Source organism: Xanthomonas sontii (genome assembly GCF_040529055.1).
Classification (GTDB): Bacteria; Pseudomonadota; Gammaproteobacteria; order Xanthomonadales; family Xanthomonadaceae; genus Xanthomonas_A; species Xanthomonas_A sontii.
Genome location: NZ_CP132342.1, coordinates 3,889,241 through 3,911,109, shown reverse-complemented (window position 1 = coordinate 3,911,109; position 21,869 = coordinate 3,889,241). Strand labels below are relative to the sequence as shown.

At 69.1% G+C, this 21,869-nt stretch carries 19 protein-coding genes; 5 read left to right on the top strand and 14 right to left on the bottom strand.

What is annotated here, in order from left to right; all coding sequences use genetic code 11:
• Nucleotides 1–6: 6 nt before the first annotated feature.
• A complete protein-coding gene (locus RAB70_RS16455; RefSeq protein ID WP_170268156.1) occupies nucleotides 7–774 on the bottom strand; it encodes an ankyrin repeat domain-containing protein in 768 nt (255 codons plus the stop codon).
• 350 nt (nucleotides 775–1,124) lie between these two features.
• Between RAB70_RS16455 and RAB70_RS16450 the strand changes: the two genes are divergently transcribed.
• On the top strand, nucleotides 1,125–1,811 hold the full coding sequence (locus RAB70_RS16450; protein ID WP_148830082.1) for an HAD-IA family hydrolase: 687 nt from the start codon (nucleotides 1,125–1,127) through the stop codon (nucleotides 1,809–1,811).
• 231 nt (nucleotides 1,812–2,042) lie between these two features.
• Here RAB70_RS16450 and RAB70_RS16445 read toward each other — a convergent pair whose 3' ends face one another.
• The gene (locus RAB70_RS16445; protein WP_017909376.1) at nucleotides 2,043–2,267 is read right to left on the bottom strand and encodes a YbdD/YjiX family protein; all 225 of its coding nucleotides are present in this window, start codon (nucleotides 2,265–2,267) and stop codon (nucleotides 2,043–2,045) included.
• Nucleotides 2,267–4,348, bottom strand: a complete 2,082-nt coding sequence (locus RAB70_RS16440) for a carbon starvation CstA family protein (RefSeq protein ID WP_148830081.1) — start codon at nucleotides 4,346–4,348, stop codon at nucleotides 2,267–2,269. The genes RAB70_RS16445 and RAB70_RS16440 overlap by 1 nt, the downstream gene beginning before the upstream one ends.
• 1,087 nt (nucleotides 4,349–5,435) lie before the next feature.
• On the opposite strand from RAB70_RS16440, the gene RAB70_RS16435 reads away from it, so the two are divergent.
• Nucleotides 5,436–6,296, top strand: coding sequence for a pirin family protein (locus RAB70_RS16435; RefSeq protein WP_148830040.1), 861 nt, complete (start codon nucleotides 5,436–5,438; stop codon nucleotides 6,294–6,296).
• A gap of 141 nt (nucleotides 6,297–6,437) precedes the next feature.
• Here RAB70_RS16435 and RAB70_RS16430 read toward each other — a convergent pair whose 3' ends face one another.
• From RAB70_RS16430 to nfi, 3 genes are all read right to left on the bottom strand, one after another.
• A complete protein-coding gene (locus RAB70_RS16430) occupies nucleotides 6,438–6,905 on the bottom strand; it encodes a hypothetical protein (protein ID WP_010342081.1) in 468 nt (155 codons plus the stop codon).
• Between the two features lie 348 nt (nucleotides 6,906–7,253).
• Nucleotides 7,254–8,123, bottom strand: a complete 870-nt coding sequence (locus RAB70_RS16425; protein ID WP_148830041.1) for a pirin family protein — start codon at nucleotides 8,121–8,123, stop codon at nucleotides 7,254–7,256.
• Between the two features lie 325 nt (nucleotides 8,124–8,448).
• Nucleotides 8,449–9,156 carry a deoxyribonuclease V gene (gene nfi, locus RAB70_RS16420; RefSeq protein WP_148830042.1) on the bottom strand — a complete coding sequence of 236 codons (708 nt, stop codon included), beginning with the start codon at nucleotides 9,154–9,156 and terminating at the stop codon, nucleotides 8,449–8,451.
• A gap of 231 nt (nucleotides 9,157–9,387) precedes the next feature.
• On the opposite strand from nfi, the gene gpmA reads away from it, so the two are divergent.
• Both gpmA and RAB70_RS16410 read left to right on the top strand, forming a co-directional pair.
• Nucleotides 9,388–10,137: a 2,3-diphosphoglycerate-dependent phosphoglycerate mutase gene (gpmA, locus tag RAB70_RS16415; protein ID WP_010342084.1), complete on the top strand. Its 750-nt coding sequence runs from the start codon at nucleotides 9,388–9,390 to the stop codon at nucleotides 10,135–10,137.
• 36 nt (nucleotides 10,138–10,173) lie between these two features.
• Nucleotides 10,174–10,422 (top strand): SHOCT domain-containing protein, encoded by a 249-nt coding sequence (locus RAB70_RS16410; RefSeq protein ID WP_017909382.1) that lies wholly within the window; start codon nucleotides 10,174–10,176, stop codon nucleotides 10,420–10,422.
• Between the two features lie 133 nt (nucleotides 10,423–10,555).
• On the opposite strand, the gene RAB70_RS16405 is transcribed toward RAB70_RS16410, so the two are convergent.
• The 3 genes from RAB70_RS16405 to RAB70_RS16395 form a co-directional block, all read right to left on the bottom strand.
• A complete protein-coding gene (locus RAB70_RS16405) occupies nucleotides 10,556–11,278 on the bottom strand; it encodes a 4'-phosphopantetheinyl transferase (protein ID WP_148830671.1) in 723 nt (240 codons plus the stop codon).
• Nucleotides 11,279–11,499: 221 nt separating this feature from the next.
• Nucleotides 11,500–13,485 carry a glycoside hydrolase family 127 protein gene (locus RAB70_RS16400; protein ID WP_148829997.1) on the bottom strand — a complete coding sequence of 662 codons (1,986 nt, stop codon included), beginning with the start codon at nucleotides 13,483–13,485 and terminating at the stop codon, nucleotides 11,500–11,502.
• A 29-nt stretch (nucleotides 13,486–13,514) separates the two neighbouring features.
• Nucleotides 13,515–14,927, bottom strand: coding sequence for an MFS transporter (locus RAB70_RS16395; RefSeq protein WP_148829996.1), 1,413 nt, complete (start codon nucleotides 14,925–14,927; stop codon nucleotides 13,515–13,517).
• Between the two features lie 188 nt (nucleotides 14,928–15,115).
• On the opposite strand from RAB70_RS16395, the gene RAB70_RS16390 reads away from it, so the two are divergent.
• Nucleotides 15,116–15,934 carry an AraC family transcriptional regulator gene (locus RAB70_RS16390; RefSeq protein ID WP_017913264.1) on the top strand — a complete coding sequence of 273 codons (819 nt, stop codon included), beginning with the start codon at nucleotides 15,116–15,118 and terminating at the stop codon, nucleotides 15,932–15,934.
• Nucleotides 15,935–16,135: 201 nt separating this feature from the next.
• Here the strand turns inward: RAB70_RS16390 and RAB70_RS16385 are convergent, their stop codons facing one another.
• Genes RAB70_RS16385 through RAB70_RS16365 form a run of 5 tightly spaced genes read right to left on the bottom strand, consistent with a single transcriptional unit; the run spans nucleotide 16,136 to nucleotide 21,855 of the window.
• Nucleotides 16,136–17,212, bottom strand: coding sequence for a chemotaxis response regulator protein-glutamate methylesterase (locus RAB70_RS16385; protein WP_017916834.1), 1,077 nt, complete (start codon nucleotides 17,210–17,212; stop codon nucleotides 16,136–16,138).
• A 28-nt stretch (nucleotides 17,213–17,240) separates the two neighbouring features.
• Entirely contained in the window at nucleotides 17,241–18,047 is an 807-nt protein-coding gene (locus RAB70_RS16380) for a protein-glutamate O-methyltransferase CheR (protein WP_026143818.1), read from the bottom strand.
• A 16-nt stretch (nucleotides 18,048–18,063) separates the two neighbouring features.
• Entirely contained in the window at nucleotides 18,064–19,335 is a 1,272-nt protein-coding gene (locus tag RAB70_RS16375) for an EAL domain-containing protein (protein WP_148829995.1), read from the bottom strand.
• 48 nt (nucleotides 19,336–19,383) lie between these two features.
• Nucleotides 19,384–19,917 (bottom strand): chemotaxis protein CheW, encoded by a 534-nt coding sequence (locus RAB70_RS16370; RefSeq protein ID WP_026143817.1) that lies wholly within the window; start codon nucleotides 19,915–19,917, stop codon nucleotides 19,384–19,386.
• 9 nt (nucleotides 19,918–19,926) lie between these two features.
• The gene (locus RAB70_RS16365; RefSeq protein ID WP_148829994.1) at nucleotides 19,927–21,855 is read right to left on the bottom strand and encodes a methyl-accepting chemotaxis protein; all 1,929 of its coding nucleotides are present in this window, start codon (nucleotides 21,853–21,855) and stop codon (nucleotides 19,927–19,929) included.
• Nucleotides 21,856–21,869: the final 14 nt, after the last annotated feature.

Here is a 21,869-nt window from a genome sequence, read left to right as displayed (position 1 = left end):
ACCGCGTCAGCGGCTCGCTTCCAACGGGATGGCGTGGGCGCTCAGCCAGGCGCGCACGTCGTTGCGGACCTGCTGCGCGTTGGCGTTGAGCAGGCGCTCGGGCGTGTTGAAGAAGTACGCCTGGAAGGTCTTGCCCTGGGCGTTGCGCAGGCTCGGATCGACCCCGGCCTGCAGCAGCTTCGGCACCCAGGGATTGCCGGCGCTGCTCTGCGCGGCCAGGTGCAGCAACGAGTTGCCGGTGGCGTCGACCCGCTTCGGATCGGCGCCGGCCTTGAGCAGCAGTTCGATCTGCGCGTCGCGCTTGCTCTGCACGGCGCGGAACAGCGGCGTCCAGTTCGCGCGCGCGCTCACCGGGTCGACCGGGGCGCCGTGCTGCAGCAGGATCTGCAGGTATTGCGGATCCTTGGCCATGGCGGCCATGTGCACCACGGTTTCCTGATCCATGCCCGGCAGCGACGGGTCGGCACCGGCGTCGAGCAGCGCCGCCAGCGCGCGCGGCTGTTCGTTCCAGATGGCCCATTCGAGCAGGGTGACGTTCTGGTCGCCGTGCGCGGACAGGTCCGTGCCGGGCGCCAGGGCGGCGATGCGGGCGACGTCGCCGCGCGCGATGGCGGCGGCGATGTCGGCGAGTGCGGGGTCGCGGAACGCGACAGAATGATCCTGCAGCGAGGCTGACATGGCGGAATGCTCCTTGGCGCCGGACTGTGCGGCGCAACTGACCGAGAAGAACAGCGAGGTCGCGAGTGCGATCAGGGCGGGGACGGGCGTACGCATGCAAGGCTCCTTTCCTGTTCGCGGTCCTGGGATGACGGCGCACGTCCTGGCGCCGTTGCCGATGCTAGCAGCGGAACGCAGTGGTGTTGTGCCAGTTTTGTGACGCGGTCTGCGAATCGCTGGTGGCGTCCCGCCAGGCGGTCCGTCGTTTAACCGGAAACAAACGTTTGGCGGCCGGGATATCGCCGAGATGCGATTGCTGCCACGAGCGGGCAGGGCGGACAGGCAGTGCAGCAGGCGCGTGCAGCGCGTGCGCATGGGATTGGCCGCGCTGCCGCGACTGCAGGCGCCGCACAGGCGAGGGACATGTGCGCAGCGGCATAATGGACGTTTTCCCAAAGGAGCGCGCGATGACGGCGACCCCCTTCGACCTGTTGATCAGCGATTGCGACGGCGTGCTCGTCGACAGCGAAGTGCTGGCCGACCGGGTGATGCTCGACGCGCTGGGCGCCTATGTGCCGCGGGCCGAACTGGAACGCTTTCTTGCGGGCAGCTTCGGCCTCACCGCGCAGGAAATCGTGCAGCGCGTGCAACGGCAGTACGCGCTGGCGCTGCCGCCGGGCCTGTGCCAGGAGATCCGCACACGCTCGGAGGCGTTGATTGCCGCCGAGGTGCAGCCGATCGACGGCGTGCGCGAGGCCTTGCTGGCGTTGCCGCTGCCGCTGGCGGTCGCCTCCAACAGCATGCGCGAGAGCGTGGTCGCCTCGGTGGCGCGCGCCGGCCTGCATGAGCGTGTCGGCGAACGCATCTTCAGCGCCGACATGGTGGCGCGGCCCAAGCCCGCGCCGGACGTGTATCTGCTGGCCGCGCGCACGCTGGAGGTGGCGCCGGAACGCTGCCTGGTGATCGAGGACAGCGCCACCGGCGCCAGCGCCGCGCTGGCCGCGGGCATGACCGTGATCGGCTTTACTGGCGCCGCGCACATTCCCGCCGGGCACGCCGCGACCCTGAGCCAGCTCGGCGTGGCCGCGGTGATGGAACATATGCGCGAACTGCCGCAGACCTATGCGGAACTGGTGCGCGCCGCGGCGGCCTGAAGAGCCGGGATTGGGGAATCGGGATTGGGGAATGGGAGCGGCGCCGCGAGTGCATGGCATCCGCGTGCTTCTCCGTAAGAGCGGCTTCAGCCGCGATGCCTTGTCGGTAATGCGTCACGGCTGAAGCCGTTCCTACAACAGCCAAGCGGCGATGCCCATTGCAAGCATCGCCGCACTTTCATCACGATTACAGCCACCAATCCCCAATCCCGACTCCCCAATCCCCGCCTTTCAACAACAGCGAAACCCGCTCTTGCCGCCGTACCGCGCTTCCTGGCGCTCGCGGAAGAAGGTCTTGTAGTCCATCGGCTCGCGGTCCGGATGCTTTTCCAGCATGTGCCGCACGTAGTTGTCGTAGTCGGGAATGCCGCAGCACAGCCGCGCGGTCTGCACCAGGCGCCGCCATAGCCGGCGGTGCGCCTGATACTGCCCGACCGGAACCAGGGCGCCGGCCATTACAGGTCCGCCATCTGGTGCGGCTGCAAGGCCACGTACGCGGTCTCGCGGTCGCTGCGCTGCGGGTTGCGGCGCGCGGCAAGAATGGTCTTGATCGCGTAGACCAGCACCGCGAACACCACGCACAGGAACAGCACGGTCAGCCCGGTGTTGACGTAGGCGTTGGTGACGATCTGCTGCATCTGCGCCACCGACTTGGCCGGTGCGGTGATGGTGCCGCTGGCGATGGCGTCCTGGAACTTTTGCGCCTGCGCCATGAAGCCCTGCGAAGGATTGCGGTCGAAGATCTTGATCAGGCCGGCGTAGGTGGTGCAGATCAGCAGCCATACCGCCGGCACCGCGGTCACCCAGGCGTAGCGGTCGCGCTTCATCTTGAACAGCACCACCGTGCCCAGCATCAGCGCGATGCCGGCCAGCATCTGGTTGGAGATGCCGAACAGCGGCCACAGCGTCTGGATGCCGCCGAACGGATCGATCACGCCGGTGTACAGCAGGTAGCCCCACAGCGCCACGCAGCCGGCGGTGCCGATGATGTTGGCGGTCCACGACTCGGTCTTCTTCAACGCCGGGATGAAGTTGCCGAGCAGGTCCTGCAGCATGAAGCGTCCGGCGCGGGTCCCGGCGTCCACCGCGGTGAGGATGAACAGCGCCTCGAACAGGATCGCGAAGTGGTACCAGAAGGCCATCATCGCGTCGCTGCTGTTGGGGATGGCCTGGTGCAGGATCTGCGCGATGCCCACCGCCAGCGTCGGCGCGCCGCCGGCGCGATGCAGGATGGTGGGTTCGCCGATCGCCGCGGCGGTGGCGGTCAGTTGCTCCGGGGTGATGGCGAAGCCCCAGGTGGTGCTGATGTGGTGCGCGGCGGCGGCGACGTCGGCGCCGATCACCGCGGCCGGGCTGTTCATCGCGAAGTACACGCCCGGGTCGATGATCGAGGCCGCCACCAACGCCATCACCGCCACGAACGATTCCATCAGCATGCCGCCGTAGCCGATGTAGCGCATGTGCGACTCGTTGGCGAGCAGCTTGGGCGTGGTGCCCGAGGAGATCAGCGCGTGGAAGCCGGAGACCGCGCCGCAGGCGATGGTGATGAACAGGAACGGGAACAGGCCGCCCTTCCACACCGGGCCGTCGCCGCTGGCGGCGAACCGCGTGAGCGCCGGCATCTTCAGCTCCGGCATCACCACCAGGATGCCGATCGCCAGGGCGATGATGGTGCCGATCTTGAGGAAGGTGGACAGGTAGTCGCGCGGTGCCAGCAGCAGCCACACCGGCAGCACCGAGGCGACGAAGCCGTAGCCGATCAGCATCCAGGTGATCTGCGTGCCGGTGAAGGTGAAGACCGGGCCCCAGGTGGGATCGGCGGCGACCTTGCCGCCGAACCAGATCGCCGCCAGCAGCAGGATCAGCCCGACCACCGAGATCTCGCCGATCTTGCCGGGGCGGATGTAGCGCATGTACACGCCCATCAGGATCGCGATGGGCATGGTCGCGATCACCGTGAACATGCCCCAGGGGCTTTCCGCCAGCGCCTTGACCACCACCATCGCCAGCACCGCCAGGATGATGATCATGATCAGGAAGGCGCCGAACAGGGCGATGGTGCCGGGCACCTGACCCATTTCCTCGCGCACCAGGTCGCCGAGCGAGCGGCCGTTGCGGCGGCTGGACAGGAACAGCACCATGAAGTCCTGCACCGCGCCGGCCACCACCACGCCGATCACCAGCCACAGCAGGCCGGGCAGGTAGCCCATCTGCGCGGCCAGCACCGGCCCGACCAGCGGCCCGGCGCCGGCGATGGCGGCGAAGTGGTGGCCGAACAGCACGTGCTTGTTGGTCGGTACGTAGTCCAGGCCGTCGTTGTTGAGCACTGCCGGCGTGGCCCGGGTGGGGTCGAGCTGCATCACCTTGTCGGCGATGAACAGGCTGTAGAAGCGGTAGGCGATCAGGTAGATCGACACCGCGGCTACCACGATCCACAGCGCATTGATGTGCTCGCCGCGGCGCAGGGCGATGGTGCCGAGGCAGAACGCCGCCAGGATGGCGAGTGCGGCCCAGGCCAGCTTGGAAAACCCTTTCATGCAGAACGCTCCCCCGGAGATTGCCGCAAGGGTCGCCCCGATGGCCTGGGGGGTCAATGGCGGGGAGGGCCGAGGGTCTAGTACTTTGGTCGTAGACAGTCCTTGTGACGAACGGTGTGGCGTGGACGGACGGCGCAGCGCGCGAGCCCCTCTCCCCCCGGGAGAGGGGTTGGGGTGAGGGTCCGGGGCGAAGCCCTCGCGAAGCCAGCCTGCGCACGAGGCTGCGCCCGTACCCTCATCCGCCCCTGCGGGGCACCTTCTCCCGGAGGGAGAAGGGAAGGGCGCGAGCCCCTCTCCCTGCGGGAGAGGGGTTGGGGTGAGGGTCCGGGGCGAAGCCCTCGCGAAGCCAGCCTGTGCGCGAGGCTGCGCCCGTACCCTCATCCACCCCTGCGGGGCACCTTCTCCCGGGGGAGAAGGGAAAGGCGCGAGCCCCTCTCCCGTCGGGAGAGGGGTTGGGGTGAGGGTACGGGGGCGAAGCCCTCGCGAAGCCAGCCTGCGCACGAGGCTGCGCCCGTACCCTCATCCGCCCCTGCGGGGCACCTTCTCCCGGAGGGAGAAGGGAAGGGCGCGAGCCCCTCTCCCTGCGGGAGAGGGGTTGGGGTGAGGGTCCGGGGCGAAGCCCTCGCGAAGCCAGCCTGTGCGCGAGGCTGCGCCCGTACCCTCATCCACCCCTGCGGGGCACCTTCTCCCGGGGGAGAAGGGAAAGGCGCGAGCCCCTCTCCCGTCGGGAGAGGGGTTGGGGTGAGGGTCCGGGGCGAAGCCCTCGCGAAGCCAGCCTGTGCGCGAGGCTGCGCCCGTACCCTCATCCACCCCTGCGGGGCACCTTCTCCCGGTGGGAGAAGGGAAAGGCGCGAGCCCCTCTCCCTGCGGGAGAGGGGTTGGGGTGAGGATCCGGTGCGAAGCCCTCGCGAAGCCAGCCTGCGCACGAGACTACGCCCGCACCCCCATCCGCCCCTACAGGACACCTTCTCCCGGTGGGAGAGGGGAACCAGTCGCCGCAGACGATGGAACGATGGGTTGCGCCGGTCGCGGTTGGCCGCGGTGGCGGCGGCACCCACAGTAGGGAGCTCATCAGGAGATCGTCGCCATGACCGCTTCCACCACCGTCGCCCCCGCGCGCATCCTGCGTGCCATTCGCGGCCACGCCACCGCCGACGGCGATGGGGTCAAGCTGACCCGCGTCATCGGTGGCGGTGCGCTGCCCGAACTGGATCCGTTCCTGCTGCTCGACGAGTTCGGCACCGACCGGGCCGAGGACTACATCGGGGGCTTCCCCAGCCATCCGCACCGTGGCTTCGAGACCGTCACCTACATGCTCGACGGGCGCATGCGGCACAAGGACAACCACGGCAACGAGGGCCTGCTGACCCCGGGCAGCGTGCAATGGATGACCGCCGGCCGCGGCCTGGTGCATTCGGAGATGCCGGAGCAGGAACACGGGCGCATGCGCGGCTTCCAGCTGTGGGTGAACCTGCCGGCGCGCGACAAGATGACCGCGCCGCGCTACCAGGAATTCGCGCCCGAGCGCATCCCGGTGGCGCAGCCGGCGCCGGGGGTGACGGTCAAGGTGATCGCCGGCCAGGTCGGCGAGGTGCACGGCCCGATCGCGCAGCCGGCCACCGACCCGCTGTATCTGGACATCGCGCTGGACGCCGGCACGCGCTGGGCGTTCGAACTGCCGGCCGGGCACAACGCCTTCGCCTACATGTTCGAGGGCGAAGCGGCGCTGGGCGAAGGCGAGGCGGCGCGCATGCTGCCGGCGCAGACGCTGGCGGTGCTCGGCGGCGGCGACCTGCTGCAGTTGCAGGCCGGCACGCAGGGCGCACGGCTGATTCTGGTCGCCGGACGGCCGTTGCGCGAGCCGGTGGCGCGGCATGGACCGTTCGTGATGAACACGCGCCAGGAACTGATGCAGGCCTTCGTGGATTTCCAGGAACGGCGCTTCTGAGCGCGCGTTTCGCGCCGCATGTGGTGCGAGGGTTTGTTTCCTCGTAGCAGCGGCTTCAGCCGCGACGGCGTTATTGGGAATGCCTGTCGCGGCTGAAGCCGCTGCTAAGAGAGACCGCAGTGCATGGCGCAGTGCGCCGCCTCAGCGCTCCAGCGCCAGGCTCGACTGGCGCATGTCCAGGCCCTGCACCAGCGATTGCAGTGTCTGCAGTTCCTGGGCGTCGGCGGCATCGATCCACACCTGTGCGTACTGGTCCTTCTTCAGTTCCGCAACCGTGATGCGGCGTGTGGCCTGGTTCGGCAACTCGACACCGCCCACATCCGGCCGGTACCAATACACCGCTTCGCCGGCGATGGCACCCTTTTCCTCGCGCAGCGTGCGCTGCAGCGGAATGTTCGGGTCGCGCGCGGTGAGCATCATGCCCAGCACCTGACGTCCGTCGGCGTCGCTGGCGCGGCAGACGATGAAGCCCTTGTCGCTGCGTTCGCTCCATTGCAGTTTGCTCTGCGGCGGCAGCGGTGGGCAGTTCTGTGCCTGCTGCGCGGTGGCGGCAGCGGCGGGCAACGCCGCCGCAGCGGTCAGCAGCGCCTTGCGCAAGAGTGTCTTCATTCGCGATGTTCCCCATACGCCGCGATGCGACGCGTTCGATCCATACGCACGCCTGCGGCGTCGTCTGCGGGAGCGCCCATCCTGTGCGGGATCCCGGCAGTGCATCCCCCGACGCAGTGCGTGTCCCGTGTGCGGTCACGCGTGCGCGACCGCGTCTGCACCATAGCCCAGCATGGCCGCGCTGACAATTGGGATGTGGATTCCGGAACATCCGTACGCGTGGTACGGCATGCCGGCACCCGCCCGGCTGCGCCGATCAGGCGGTTGCGGGCGCGGATCGCGGGGGGACGAGGGCGGTGGCGCTTCGCGTGTGGGGGGGCGGTGGCCCGATGCAGGCCTGCCGCCGGCTCAGCGGCCGGGTTCGGGCAACGGAATGAATTCCTGGTCGTCGCCGGGGATCGTCCCGAAGCGGCCCTCGCGCCAGTCCTGCTTGGCCTGCTCGATGCGCTCCACCGAACTGGACACGAAGTTCCACCAGAGGTGGCGCGGGCCATCCAGCGGTTCCCCGCCCATCAGCATGGCCTTCAGCGGGGTCTTGGCGCGCAGCCGCCCGCGCGCGCCGGGCTCGGGCAGGACCAGGTGCCGCGCCGGAATGTCCACGCCGTCCAGTTGCGCCTCGCCTTCCAGGATGTACAGCGAGCGCTCGACGTGCCGCGCGTCCAGGTCGATTTCGGCGTCCGCTTCCAGGTCCAGGGCCACGTTGAGGGTGTCGGCGAACACCGTGACCGGCGATTCCTCGCCGTAGGCGCGGCCGGCGATCACCCGCAGCCACGCGCCGTCGCGGCGCTGCTGCGGCAGGCTGGCGGCGGCATGGTGGTAGAACGCCGGTGCGATCTCTTCCGCCGATTTCGGCAGCGCCACCCAGGTCTGCATGCCGTGCAGCGGATGCGCATGCTCACGCAGCGTGGTCGGTGTGCGTTCGGAGTGGGAGATGCCGCGGCCGGCGGTCATCCAGTTGACGTCGCCGGCGCGGATCACCTGGTCGGAGCCGAGCGAATCGCGGTGGCCGATCTCGCCGGACCACAGGAAGGTGACCGTGGCCAGGCCGATGTGCGGATGCGGGCGCACGTCCACGCCGTGGCCCGGCTTGAACACCGCCGGGCCCATGTGGTCGATGAAGACGAAGGGGCCGACGCTGCGCGCCTGCACGCTGGGGACGGCGCGGCGCACTTCGAAGCCGCCGATATCGTGGACGCGGGGGGCGATCAGGGTGGGCATGCCGGCGCTCGTGGTGGCAGGAACGGAGCGCAAGCTTCGCATGCGCACGCGTGGCACGGACGCCGGCGGCGCAAGACGCAATGTTCCGCGTGCCGCGGCGCTTGGTGTGCGCCTCTCTTGCGCAGGTGATGCGCGTTCGCACATGCGCATCGCGACATGACGCAGGCGACTGCGTGGATCCACGCCCCCGGGCGGGGGCGACCGATCGACGACGCGGGTGGCGACAACGCCATGTGGTTTCAATCCAACGCGTCCGCTTCGGACGCGACACGACAGTTCGGATGCGGCGAGTGCGCTTTCGCAGTCGCGCCAGCGGATGCCGAGGCTACAGCAAGCCCGGCTGGGCGATGGCCACCTCGCCGCGGCGCGAGGCCAGCCGATCGGCCAGCCGGGTCGGTTCCGGCAGACGATAGCCGCGCAGGTAGCGCTGGGTCCACTGCAGCGCGCTGTCCACCGCCACACGATGGCCGGGCGAGACGATCAGCGGATTGCAGCGCAGCTTGCTGCGCAGCGCCCAGCCGACCACCTCGCCGCGATGCACGATGGGGCTGTGGTCGCCGGCCTGCGCGCCGGGCTCCTCGAAGCGGCCGGCCAGCAAAGTCTTGGCCACGCCGATGCTGGGCAGCCCGGTGACCACGCCGAAGTGCGCGGCGATGCCGAGCCGGCGCGGATGGGCGATGCCCTGGCCGTCGACGAACACCAGGTCCGGGCGCTGCCGCAGCAGACCCAGCGCAGCCAGCAAGACCGGCAGTTCGCGGAAGCTGAGCAGGCCGGGCACGTAGGCCATCGAGGTGGGCACGCGCGCGATCTCGGCCTGGTGCGGCTGCAGGGTCTGCGCGTCGAGCAGTACCGCGGCGGCGCGGGTGACCTGGCCATCGTCCTCGAAGCCGACGTCGAAGCCGGCCAGCCAGCGCGGCGGGTCGGGCACATCATCCTGCAGGCTGACCTGGCGCGCCAGCGTCGCCTGCAGCGCGCGCGCCTGCACGATGCTGCCGTCCCAGTCGCCGAATACGGAGTGCGAAGAAGTGTCCATGCGCGGATGATCGCGCCGTCTTCGTGGCTGGGGTGTGGAGAGGCTGGGAATGGGGAATGGGGAATCGCAACGGCTTTGTTCTCCAGCAAGCCGGACAGCCAAGCGCCGCCTGCTGGTCAGAGCCGCGCGGGAACTGCTTCAACGATTCCCCATTCCCGATTCCCCATTCCCAGCCAAGAGCTACAATCCAGGGCTGCACCATCCACGCATCCCCCAACGGAGACCGTCGCAGTGACCCGCAAACTCGTACTGTTGCGCCATGGCCAGAGCCAGTGGAACCTGGATAACCGCTTCACCGGCTGGGTCGACGTCGACCTGACCGAGCAGGGCCGCCAGGAAGCCGTGGCCGCCGGCCGGCTGATGCGCGAGGAGGGGCTGCAGTTCGACGTCGCCCATACCTCGGTGCTCAAGCGCGCCATCCACACTTTGCAGGGCGCGCTGAAGGAACTCGACCAGGACTGGCTGCCGGTGCACAAGAGCTGGCGTCTCAACGAGCGCCACTACGGCGGCCTGCAGGGCCTGGACAAGGCCGAGACCGCGGCCAAGCACGGCGAGGACCAGGTCAAGATCTGGCGCCGCTCCTACGACATCCCGCCGCCGCCGATGGACGCCGAGGATCCGGGCCATCCGCTGCACGACCGCCGCTATGCCACCCTGGACCGCAACGCGCTGCCCGCCACCGAGTCGCTGGCGACCACGCTCGAGCGCGTGCTGCCGTACTGGCACGACGCCATCGCGCCGCAGCTCAAGGCCGGGCAGACCGTGCTGGTCACCGCCCATGGCAACTCGCTGCGCGCGCTGTACAAGTACTTGAACGACGTCTCGCGCGAAGAAATTCTCGAACTCAACATTCCCACCGGCATCCCGCTGCTGTTCGAACTGGACGACAGCCTGCAGGTGCAGTCCTACCGCTACCTGGGCGACCCGGAAGCGGCCAAGAAGGCCGCCGAAGCGGTGGCCAATCAGGGCAAGGCGAAGTAAGCACCAGGATCGGCACGCGGCCGGCAGGAGAACGCGATGGGTGGATTCAGTATCTGGCATTGGCTCATCCTGCTGGTCTTGCTCGCCTTGCCGCTGCTGGTCGGCATGGTGGTGTGGCTGGCGATCCGCGCCCAGCGGCGCCGGCCGGCCGCGGCGGCGCCGCCGTTGCCTCCCGTCGACTCGGTCGAGCAGCGCCTGCGCGCGCTGGAGCAACTGAAGGCGCAGGGATTGATCGATGCGGCGGAGTACACGCGCCGGCGCGAGCAGATCCTGGCCGCGTTGTGAGTGTGTGACGCCTCGGCAGGCGCCGCGTTCTCGCGGCCTGCCAAGCGAAAGTGCGGTGTCGACGCCGCGCCGTGTGTTGCATGCAGCGCGTGTTGCCGCAGCTGTGCGGCAACGGCGTAACCCCGGACTGTCCTTACCAGACGCAACTGGTGAGCAGCAGCCCGGGCTGCACGTCCACCCAGCGCAGACGGTGCGCTTGTCCGGCCGGCAAGGCCGGCGCCAGCGGCGTGGCGATCCGCGTCTCCACGCTGCCGCTGACCGGGTCGCAGCCTTCGATGCGCAAGGCGTCGAAATCGAAGAAGCGGCCGACGGTCGCCGCGGTGGCCTTGTAGAAACTCTCTTTCGCCGAGAAGCCAAGGGTCAACGCATACGGCCAGCCGCGGACGCGGGCGAGCGCAGCCAATGCGTCACAGTCGCTGGCGTCCAGGGCCACGCTGCGGATCGCCTCGAGCTGGTCCGCGGCCACCACACGTTCGATATCCAGGCCGATGCCGTTGGCTCCGGCGGACGTCGGCATGGCGATAGCGACCGCCACGCCGTCGGTATGCGAGAGGCTGCCGAGGAAACCATCCGGCCAGAGTGGCGCGCGGTCGGGGCCGATTGGAAGGTCGGTGGCCGTGCTGCCGGCCGCCCGCAGCGCGGCGAGCGCCGCGCGCCGTCCGGCCAGGTACTCGGCCTGGCGCTTGCGCACGCTGCGCGCGATCGACGGCGGCTGCTGCACGCGGTGGCGCTGGAAATCGTCGCTGTCGAAGGCATCGACCTCGAACGGCAGCAGCCAGGCGTCTGGCACGACGATGCGATGCGCGCCGAGAGCGAGGCGGGCGAACGGCGGGGCGGCGAGGGCCAGGGCATCCATGGCCCTAGCTTAGAGCGTGCGCTGGCCGTGCGGCGCGTGCGATGCGGCCGCAGGGCAGGCATCGCTGTGGTGACCTGTTTCCGCAAGGATTCATCCGAATGCAGCTTGTCCGGTAGGAGCGGCGCTTGTCCCCTTCTGCGGGATCAGCCGCGACCGGTGTTCCCGGTAACGCCGGTCGCGGCTGAAGCCGCTCTTACAGCAGACGTTCCGCAGCGTTGCCTTCAGCCGTCGCTGGCGTCCACCCACACCCGCATTTCGCCCTCGCCGCGATTGGCCCAGGCGAAGTAGGGCACGAAGGTCAGGGGCTGCGGCTGCCGCGTCGGCGGCGGCGCATCGTAGCGGTACAGCGGTGCGGCCGCGGCGTCGACGTCGCCGTGCAGGCGTTCGCCGGTGGCTTGCAGCAGCACCTGGCCGGCGAGCGCGCCGGTGCCGGGTACGGCCTGCAGCGTGGCGTTGGCCGGCAGGCGCAGCTGATGCAGGTCGGCGCCGTTGTCGGCCTGCTCCAGGCAGTACACCAGCGGCCCGCGTTGCACCGCGACCTTGCCGGCCAGGTGGCGCACGCGCGGGTGCCCGCTGACCCGCATCGGCGGCATCGGCAGGCGCAGCTGCAAGCTGTCGCCGGACTGCCAGCGCCGGCGCAGCACGCAGTAGCCGTGCTCGCGGTGCGCATCGATCGCCACCGGCTCGCCGTTGAGCCGCAGGTGCGGCGCCTGGCACCAGTCCGGCAGGCGCAGCGCCAGTGCCGCCTCCACCGGTGCGCTGCACTCCACCTCGAAGGCGATCGTGTCCTGCCACGGATATTCGCCGCGCTGGCGCAGGGTCAGGGTCTGCCCGCCGACCTCGAACCGCGCGTCGCTGCCGACATAGAGGTTCACGTACAGCGTGTCGTCGCGGCGGGTGTAGAGGTAGTGGCCGAGCGAGGTCAGCACGCGGGCGATGTTGGGCGGGCAGCAGGCGCAGCCGAACCAGCGCTGGCGCACCGGCTTGACGTGGTCGAAGGTGTGGTTGCCGTGCACCGTGGGCGGGTGCACTTCCAGCGGGTTGACGTAGAAGAAGTGCCGTCCGTCCAGGGCCATGCCGCCCAGCACGGTGTTGTACAGCGCCCGCTCCATCACGTCGGCGTAGCGGCCATCCGGCGCCAGCTGCAGCATGCGGTTGGCGAACATCATCAGCCCGATCGAGGCGCAGCTCTCGTTGTAGGCGGTGTCGTTGGGCAGGTCGTAGTCGACGCTGAAGGCTTCGCCGTAGCTCTGCGCACCGATCGCGCCGGTCAGGTACATCTGTCGCTGGGTGGCGTTGTCCCACAGGCGCTCGCAGGCCGTGCGCAGGGTGGCGTCGCCGCTGTGCCGGGCCAGGTGCGCCACGCCGGCGTACAGGTACACGAAGCGCACCGCATGGCCGACCGCGGTGTCCTGCAGCGCCACCGGCAGATGCGCCTGGCTGTAGGCCTTGTCCTGGATCATCCAGGCCGGGCCGTGCCCGCCCCAGAAGAAGGTCTGGCCGCGCTTGGCGTACTCCTCGTCGTAGTAGTGCGGCGTGGTGCCGCGCTGCTCGACGAAATAACGTGCCAATTCCAGGTAGCGCGCCTCACCGGTGGCCTCGTACAGGCGCATCAGTGCCAGTTCGATCTCCGGATGCCCGGGGTAGCCGTGCAACTGCGTCGGACCGGGCCCGAAGGTGGCGTCGATGTGGTCGGCGAGCCGGCACACGATGTCGAGCAGGGTGCGTTTGCCGGTGGCCTGGAAGTAGGCCACGCCGGCCTCGATCATGTGCCCGGCGCAGTACAGCTCGTGGCACTCGGCCAGGTTGGTCCAGCGTTCCTGCGGCGCCTTCACCGTGAAGTAGGTGTTGAGGTAGCCGTCGGCCTGCTGCGCGGCCCCGATCAGCTCGATGGTGGCGTCGGCATCGCGCTCCAGCGCCGGATCGGGATGCTGTGCGAGCAGGTAGGCCACCGCTTCCAGCCATTTGGCCACGTCGCTGTCCTGGAACACCATGCCGTAGAACGCGCCGTCGCTGCGGCCGGCGGCGATGCGGAAGTTCTCGATGGCATGGCTGGGTTCGGCATCGGCGACGTTGTCGTTGAGCGCGTCCCACTGGTAGGGCAGTACCACCTCCTGCACCAGGCGCTGGTAGCGCTGCCAGAACGGATCGGCGATACGCAGGTGGGCGAGCGGCAGTTCCGGGGACGGCACGGGCGAATGCGGCATGGAGCGGAGATCCTGGAGAGTGGGGAAGGTCAGTGCACCGGGCGTGCGGCCAGATCGGCGGCGATATTCGCCAGCAGCGGCCGGCGCAGCCGGCAGCGCAGGATCACCGCGGCCAGCAGCAGGTGCAGGCCGGCGGGGACCAGGGTTTCCAGCAGGGTGATGGCCTGCAGCGAGGCGGGACTCTGCTGCGCGGCGCCGGCGCGGTAGCCGGCGTAGACGAACAGCGCGCTGATCACCACCGCGCTCGAGGCCCAGGCCAGCTTGATGCAGAACAGGTTGAAGGCGAAGTTGATGCCCGAGGAACGCACCCGGTTCTTCCAGGCGCCGTAGTCGTCGGCGAAGGCCATCAGCGAGAAGTGCAGCGGCAGCGCGAAGCCCAGCACCAGGCAGTGCACGAAGATCACCCCCAGCCACAGCGTCTGCTGCGCCGGTCCGGTCGGCAGCCACCACTGCGCCACGCCGAACGCGGCCAGCGCCAGGTTGGTGTGCAGGTACAGCGCCAGCGGGTCGAAGCGGCGGCACAGCGCGTTGACCACGATCGCGCCGAGTACCGTGGCCAGCGCCACCATCGCGAAGAACAGCGAGGCATAGCCGCTGCTGCCGCCGAGCACGTAGGTGATGAAGTACAGATAGGCGCCGCCGCGGATGTTGTAGACGTTGATCAGCAGGAACGACATCAGCAGCACCAGCCGCAACTGGTCGTTCTGCAGCAGGCCGCGCAGATGTGCGCCGATGCCGGCGCCGCCGAGCAGGCTGACCGGCACGCGTTCGCGCACGGCGAAGAAGCAGCACAGGAACATCGCCACCGCCAGCACCGCCAGCACCGCCAGCACGCCCACGCCGAGCTGGTAGCCGCGCGCGGCGTCGCCGTTGCCCAGCTCCCGCACCAGCCACGGCAGCCCGACCGACACCAGGAAGCCGGCGATGCCGCACAGCACGAAGCGCCAGGATTGCGCCGAGACCACGTCGCGGTGGTCGCCGGTCATGCTGTTGATCAGCGCGCAGTAGGGCACGTTGATCGCGGTGTAGCACAGCGACAGCAGGAAGTAGCTGGCGAAGGCGTAGGCGATCTTGGCGCCGGCGCTCAGCTGCGGCGCGCTGAAGGTCAGCACGCAGGCGATGCCGATCGGCACGGCGACCCACAGTTGCCAGGCGCGGAACCGGCCCCAGCGGCTGCGGGTGCGATCGGCGATCAGGCCCATCACCGGATCGGACACCGCGTCGGCCACGCGCAGCACGGTGAACAGGGTGCCGACCAGCGCCGGGGTCAGGCCGAACACGTCGGTGTAGAAGAAGGTGAGGAAGTTGGCGATCAGGCAGGTGACCACCGTGCCGCCGGCATCGCCGAGGCCGTAGCCGAACTTCTCCAGGCGCGACAGACGCGGCGTGGTCGCGGCCGGTGCGGCGTCTGCGGTGGCGTGGCCGATGGCGGTCGCGGTCAACGTAACGGCTCCTGGCGCGCCCGGTCCGGCGCCAGCGCAAAGTGGCATGGCGGCGCACCCGCGACAAGAGTCTGTGCGGTATAAAACCGGTACGATTCCGACCACGGCGGCCGCGGCGTCCTTGCGCGGCATCGTTCATTCGAATGCTGCAGTGCAGCGTCGCGCAGGCAAGGGGAGACGTTTCCGACATGCTCGAGTTCGCCGTCGCCTATCCGATCCGGGTCCAGAACGGAGGCCTGTTCATTTCCCGCGGCGTGGGTGCGCATCCGGCGCGGGTGATCCAGTCCTACGAGCTGATCTTCGTCGAGCGCGGCATCCTCTCGATTCGCGAACAGGACAACGACTTCCACGTCGGCCCCGGCGAGACGCTGTTGCTGTGGCCCGGCCGCGCGCACGCCGGCCTGGGCCAGTTCCCGGACGACCTGCGGTTCTATTGGGTGCATTTCGAACTGGAACCGGGCGCGGCGCAGGCGGACAACGCGGTGGCGCTGTCGATGCCGCAGCGCACTGCGATCCGCGATCCGGATCGCTTCGTCGGCCTGTTCCGCTGGTTCCTGGCCGAGCAGGAGGAGCGGCGCACGCTGCCGATGCTGGAACCGATCGTGCTGTCGATGCTGCAATGCGTGGCCGGCGCCTGGCCGGATCCGCACGATTCCGAACGCGCCGGGGTGGCGCTGGCGTACCGTGCCAAGCAACTGATCGGCACCCAGTTCCACACCGCGCTCACCGCCTCGTCGCTGGCCGCGCAACTGCACTGCAATCCGGATTATCTGGGCCGCATCTACCGGCGCAGCTTCGGCACCACGCTGACCGAGGCGATCCATCGCCAGCGCATCGCCTTCGCCGAGAAGCTGCTGCTGGTCAACACCTGCGCGGTGGACGACGTGGCGCAGCGCGCCGGCTTCAGCGACAGCGGCTACTTCCGCCGCGTGTTCCGCCAGCGCCTGGGCATGACCCCCAGTGCGTATCGGCGGCTGTACTGCAAGGAGCACATCAATTCGGGGTGAGGGCAGGCTTGCGGGCGCATGTGCGTCGCCGCTTGCCGCGAACCTGCTTGCGCCGCTGCGCGTGCGGCAAAGTGTGTGGCAGGGACAGGGCTTGGCTGCCCGCGTTTGCAGGAGCGGCTTCGGCCGCGACTGACATTCATGGGAATGCTTCGTCGCGGCTGAAGCGGCTCCTGCGGCAGGGTGGTGCGGCGGCCGGCTGGGCTAGCTCAGCTGCTGGCCGATCTCGCGCGCCATCGCGTTGAGCGGCAGGATCTTCTCCGCGCCGCCGCGCTTGATCGCTTCCTTGGGCATGCCGAACACGACGCTGCTCTGTTCGTCCTGGGCCACGGTGCGTGCGCCGGCCTGGCGCATCTCCAGCAGGCCGACCGCGCCGTCGTCGCCCATGCCGGTCATGATGATGCCCAGCGCGTTGCCGCCGGCGGCGCGCGCGGCGGAGCGGAACAGCACGTCCACCGACGGTCGGTGCCGGTTCACCGGCGGCCCGTCCAGCACTTCGACGAAGTACTGCGCGCCGCTGCGCCGCAGCAGCATGTGCTTGCCGCCCGGCGCGATCAGCGCGCGTCCCGGCACCACGCGGTCGTTGTTGGCCGCTTCCTTCACCGAGATCTGGCACAGCGTGTCCAGGCGCGCGGCGAAGGCGGCGGTGAATTTCTCCGGCATGTGCTGGACGATGACGATGCCGGGGCTGACCCGCGGCAGCGCGGTCAGCACTTCCTCCAGCGCCTGGGTGCCGCCGGTGGAGGTGCCGATCGCCACCACCCGCTCGGTGGTCTGCGACAGCGCGCGTCCGCCCTGCGCCGGCAGGATCACGTCGGCGGTGTGCTTGATCTCCGGTTCTACCACTGGCGTGGCCGGCCGCGCCGACAGGCGCTTGACGTTGGCGCGCGCGGCGCTCTTCACCGTGGCGATCATTTCCTCGGCCGAGTCGGTGAGGAACTGTTTGAGACCGAGCTTGGGCTTGGTCACCACCGCCACCGCGCCGGCGGCCAGCGCGTCCATGGTCACCCGCGCGCCTTTCTCGGTGAGCGTGGAGCAGATCACCACCGGGGTGGGGCGTTCGCTCATGATCTTGCGCAGGAAGGTGATGCCGTCCATCTTCGGCATCTCCACGTCCAGCACGATCACGTCCGGCCACTGCTGGCGCATCTTGTCCATCGCCAGCAGCGGGTCGGCCGCGGCGGCGATGACCTCGATGCCGGGCGCGTCGTTGAGTACGGCGACCAGCACCTGGCGCACCACCGCCGAATCGTCGATCACCATGGCCTTGATCGTGGTCATGCGGGGTTCCCTCCTGGGACGTCGTGGTTCATGGCTTGCGGTACACCGACGGCGCGATCTGCACCACGTCGCCGTTGACGTCGTTGAGGCTTTCGGAGTGGCCGATGCAGAAGATGCCGCCGCGCTTGAGCGTGCCGAGCACCCGCGCCACCACTTCGCGCTTGGTCTGGCCGTTGAAGTAGATCATCACGTTGCGCAGGAACACCACGTCGAACTGGCCCAGGTTGGGCAGCGTCGCGTTGAGGTTGGCGTGCAGGAAGCGCACATGGTCGCGGATCTTGCGGTCGATCAGCATGCTGCCCTCGTACTCGCCGCGGCCCTTGAGGCAGTAGCGCTTGAGCATGGCCGGCGGCATGTGCTCGATGCGCAGCAGCGGATAATGGCCGGTCCGCGCCTTGGCCAGCACGCGCGTGCTGATGTCGGTGCCGACCACCTCGTAGGGGCGGCCCTGCAGGGTATCGTCCAGCACCATGGCCATGCTGTAGGCCTCCTCGCCGCTGGAACTGGCCGCGCTCCAGCAACGGAACGGCGTACTGCCGGTGTGCGCGGCGGCGATGCTGCGCAGCAGGTCGAAGTGCTTGGGTTCGCGGAAGAAATAGGTTTCGTTGGTGGTCAGCAGGTCGATCGCGGTCTGCACCTCGCCGCTGCCCTCGCGGCTTTCCAGCAGCTTGAGGTACTGGGTGTAGGTCTGCAGCGAATGCGCCTTCAGGCGCTTGCCCAGGCGCCCGCACAGCATGGCCTTCTTGGCCGGCGAGATGGTGATGCCGGCGGCGTCGAAGATGAAGCGCTGGAACCGGCCGAATTCCTGCTCGGTGATGGTGTCGTGGCTGGTCATGGTCATGGCCGGTCGGTCAGTGGGGAGGGGCGGGAGCGGGGATGCTGGCGTTGCCGGTGGGACCGTGTTCCTGCAGCAGGCGCTGGTGCTCCAGCAGCCAGGCGTGCAGCGCGCCGCCCCCCAGCGGGCGCGCCAGCAGGTAGCCCTGGCCGAAGTCGCAGCCCAGCTCCTGCAGCAGGGTCCAGTCCTCCACCGTTTCGATGCCCTCGGCGACGGTGCTCAGGCCCAGCCGCTGGGCCATGCCCAGCGCCGATTCGAGGACCGTGCGCAGGTTGCGGCTGCGGTGCGCGTCGTGGACGAAGATGCGGTCGATCTTCAATTCGGTGAAGGGGATGCGGGTGAGCTGCTGCAGCGAGGAGAAGCCGGTGCCGTAGTCGTCCAGCGACAGGCCGAAGCCCTGCAGCCGCAGCCGTGCCAGCATGCCCAGTGCGCTGCCGCAGACCAGCGAGCTTTCGGTGATTTCCAGCACCAGGTCCGACGGCGCCAGCCCATGCTGGCGCAGCAGCCCGAGCAGTTCGTCGAGCAGGTTCGGGTCCTGCAGCATGCTCGGCGACAAGTTCAACGCCAGGGTCAGCTGGAACCCGTCCTGTTTCCACGCCGCCAGCCGTGCCAGCGCCTGGTCGGCGACGCAGGCGGTGAGCGCGTGGATCAGGCCTTCGCGCTCGGCCACGGCGATGAAGCGGTCCGGCGCGATCGGCCCGGCACTGGGATGCCGCCAGCGCGCCAGCGCTTCCACGCCGCCGACCCGGCCGCTGCGCATGTCCACCTTGGGCTGATAGGCCACCTCGATCTCGCCGCGTTGCAGTGCCTCGCGCAGCATCGCCGCCATGGTCGCCTCGCCGGGCGCCTCGGCGTCGTCACGTGGTGCCGGTGCGCTCGGCGCGTGGGCGCGCACCGCGGCCGCGAGCTGGGCGGCGCGCAGCGGTTTCTCCAGCCCCGCCAGCACCTGCAGGCCGTTGCTGCGCCCGACCTGCAGCACCGAGTCGATCAGGGCCGCGCCGCGCTGCGAGGCGACCACGATCGGCACGCGCACGCTGCAGCGGGCCAGTGCGTCGAGCAACTGCACGCCGTCCATGCCGGGCATTTCCAGGTCCACGATCAACAGCCCCAGCGGCGGCCCCTGGGTCACCCGTGCCAGCGCGGCATGCCCATCGGCCGCGCCTTCCACCGCCACCGCCCCCATGCGCTGGCACAGGGCCAGCGCATGTTCGCGCTGGACCTGGCTGTCGTCGACCACCAGGACCGTGCCGAAGTGGTGCAGGGCGGCGGTGTCGGGGGACGTGGGCATGCGAAATCCGTTTCGAGGAAAGGAGGGGCGCTAAGTGGCAACGGCCGCTCAGGCGGCGATGCCTTCTTCCAGGTGGGCGTCGAGCGCGGTCATGCTGGCGAACTCCTGGGGCGCCAGCACCGCATCGGCGGCGAGCAGGATCACGAAGCGCTCGCCGACCTTGCCCATGCCGTGGATGAAATCGCGGCGGATGCCGGTCCCGAAGGCCGGCGGCGGCGCGATGTCGGCGGTGGCGATCTCCAGCACCTCGCTGACCGCGTCCACCAGCAGGCCCAGCACCTGGCGTTCCTCGCCGCTGGCCACCTCGATGATGACGATGCAGGTGCGCTTGCTGATCTCGCTGGGCGCGCGGCCGAAGCGTTGCTGCAGGTCCACCACTGGCACCACGGCGCCACGCAGGTTGATCACCCCGCGCAACGCGGGCGGCATCATCGGCACGTCGGTCGGCGTGCGGTACTCGATGATCTCCTTGATGCCGAGGATGCCGACGCCGAACATTTCCTTGCCGAGCAGGAAGGTCAGGAACTGGTCCGTGGCCAGGTCGCCGGCGTCGGAGGGTGAAAGCGAAGCGGGAGCGTTCATGGCCATGTCTCAGAAGGTTTCGAAGTGGGCTTCGTCGAGCGAATCCGCCAGGACCAGCTGGCCGTTGGCGACGCGCGCGATCGGCTTGGGACCGGCCTGCCCGTTGCGGCCGCGCCCGGCGCCGGGACGTCGCGCCGCGGTCCTGGCCGGCGGGGCGCCCTGCACCTTGAAGAAGCTCATCAGCTGCTGCAGCTGTTCGGCCTGCGCGCTCATCTCCTCGGCCGTGGCGGCCAGCTCCTCGGAGTTGGACGCGGCCTGCTGGGTGGTCTGGTTGAGCTGGCCGACCGCGGCATTGATCTGACCGACGCCGGAGGTCTGCTCCTCGGAGGCGGCGGTGATCTCCTGCACCAGGTCGGAGGTGCGCTTGATCGACGGCACCATCTCGTCCAGCAGCTTGCCGGCGTTCTCGGCCAGTTCCACGCTGGAGCTGGCGACGTCGCCGATCTCCTGCGCCGCGATCTGGCTGCGTTCGGCCAGCTTGCGCACTTCCGCGGCGACCACCGCAAAGCCCTTGCCGTGCTCGCCGGCACGCGCGGCCTCGATCGCCGCGTTCAGCGCCAGCAGGTTGGTCTGGTAGGCGATGTCGTCGATGATGCCGATCTTCTGCGCGATCTGCTTCATCGCCTGCACGGTCGCCCGCACCGATTCGCCGCCGTCCAGCGCCTGGCTGGAGGCCTTGCTGGCCATGCCGTCGGTGATCTTGGCGTTTTCGGTGTTCTGCGAGATCGACGCGGTCATCTGCTCCAGCGAGGCGCTGGTTTCTTCGACGCCGGCGGCCTGCTCGCTGGCCGCCTGGCTCAGCGATTGCGCGGTGGCGCTGACTTCTTCCGACGCGCTGGCCAGCGATTCGGCATTGCCGTTGACCTCGCTGACCACCTGCGACAGGCGCGCGATGGTGTCGTTGATGTAGTTCTTCATTTCGGCGTAGGCGCCGTCGTAGTGCTTGTCGATGCTCTGGGTCAGGTCGCCCTCGGCCAGGCCGCCCATCACCCGCACCACGTCCTGGATGCTGCCGCCGGTCGTGGTCGCCAGATCGTTCAGGCCCTGGCCCATCTCACGCTGGAACCCGGCCAGGCCATCCAGCGCGATCCGCTCGGAGAAGTCGCCGCGGTTGGCGGCCGCGACCACACGGCGCTGGCCGTCGATCACCAGCTTCAGCCGCTCGACCATGGTCCGCATCGCATACAGCGCGCTGCCGCTGTCGTTGGCGCGCACCGCCACCTCCAGGTTGAGGTCGCCCTGCGCCACCTTGTTGGCGATCTCGGCCACATAGGCCGGCTCGCCGCCCAGCAGGCGGGTGAGGATGCGCACGATGAAGAACGCCACGACCGCGCCCAGCAGCACTGCCGCCACGATGGTCGCGATGATCAGCGAGCGCGCGGACGCATAGAGTTCGTCGCCGCGGTCGCTGGCGTCCTGGCCGCCCTTGACGTTCAGGTCCACCAGCTTGTCGATCGCGTCGGCGGTGCTGCGGAAGATCTGCCGCTGCTCACCGTTCAGCACGGCCGTCGCCTCCTGGGTCTTGCCCTGCGCGGTGAGCGCCAGCAATTGCTTGTGCAATTCGGTGTAGCGATCGAAGTTCTTGGCGAAATCCGCGTACAGCGCCTGCTCCTCGGGCGAGGAGATCAGCGGAACATAGGTCTTCCTGTTGTTCTCGAACGCCTCCAGTGTCTTGAGCATGCGTGTGTCGTAATCCTGCATCTCGGCTGGACTGGTGGCGACGACCCGCTGCAACTCGAGCAGACGCAGCTTGTTGAAGTTCGCGCTCATCTCCTCGACGTTGCGCACGCTGGGCATCCAGTTGGTGGCGAGCTCCGTGGACGAGCCGTTGATCCTGGCCATCTGCATCGTGGCGAAAATGCCGGTCCCCAACAGCAGCAGCAACACCAGGCCGAAGCCGATGCCGATGCGCGTGCCGATCTTCATGTGCTGGAACATCGTGATCCCCCTGG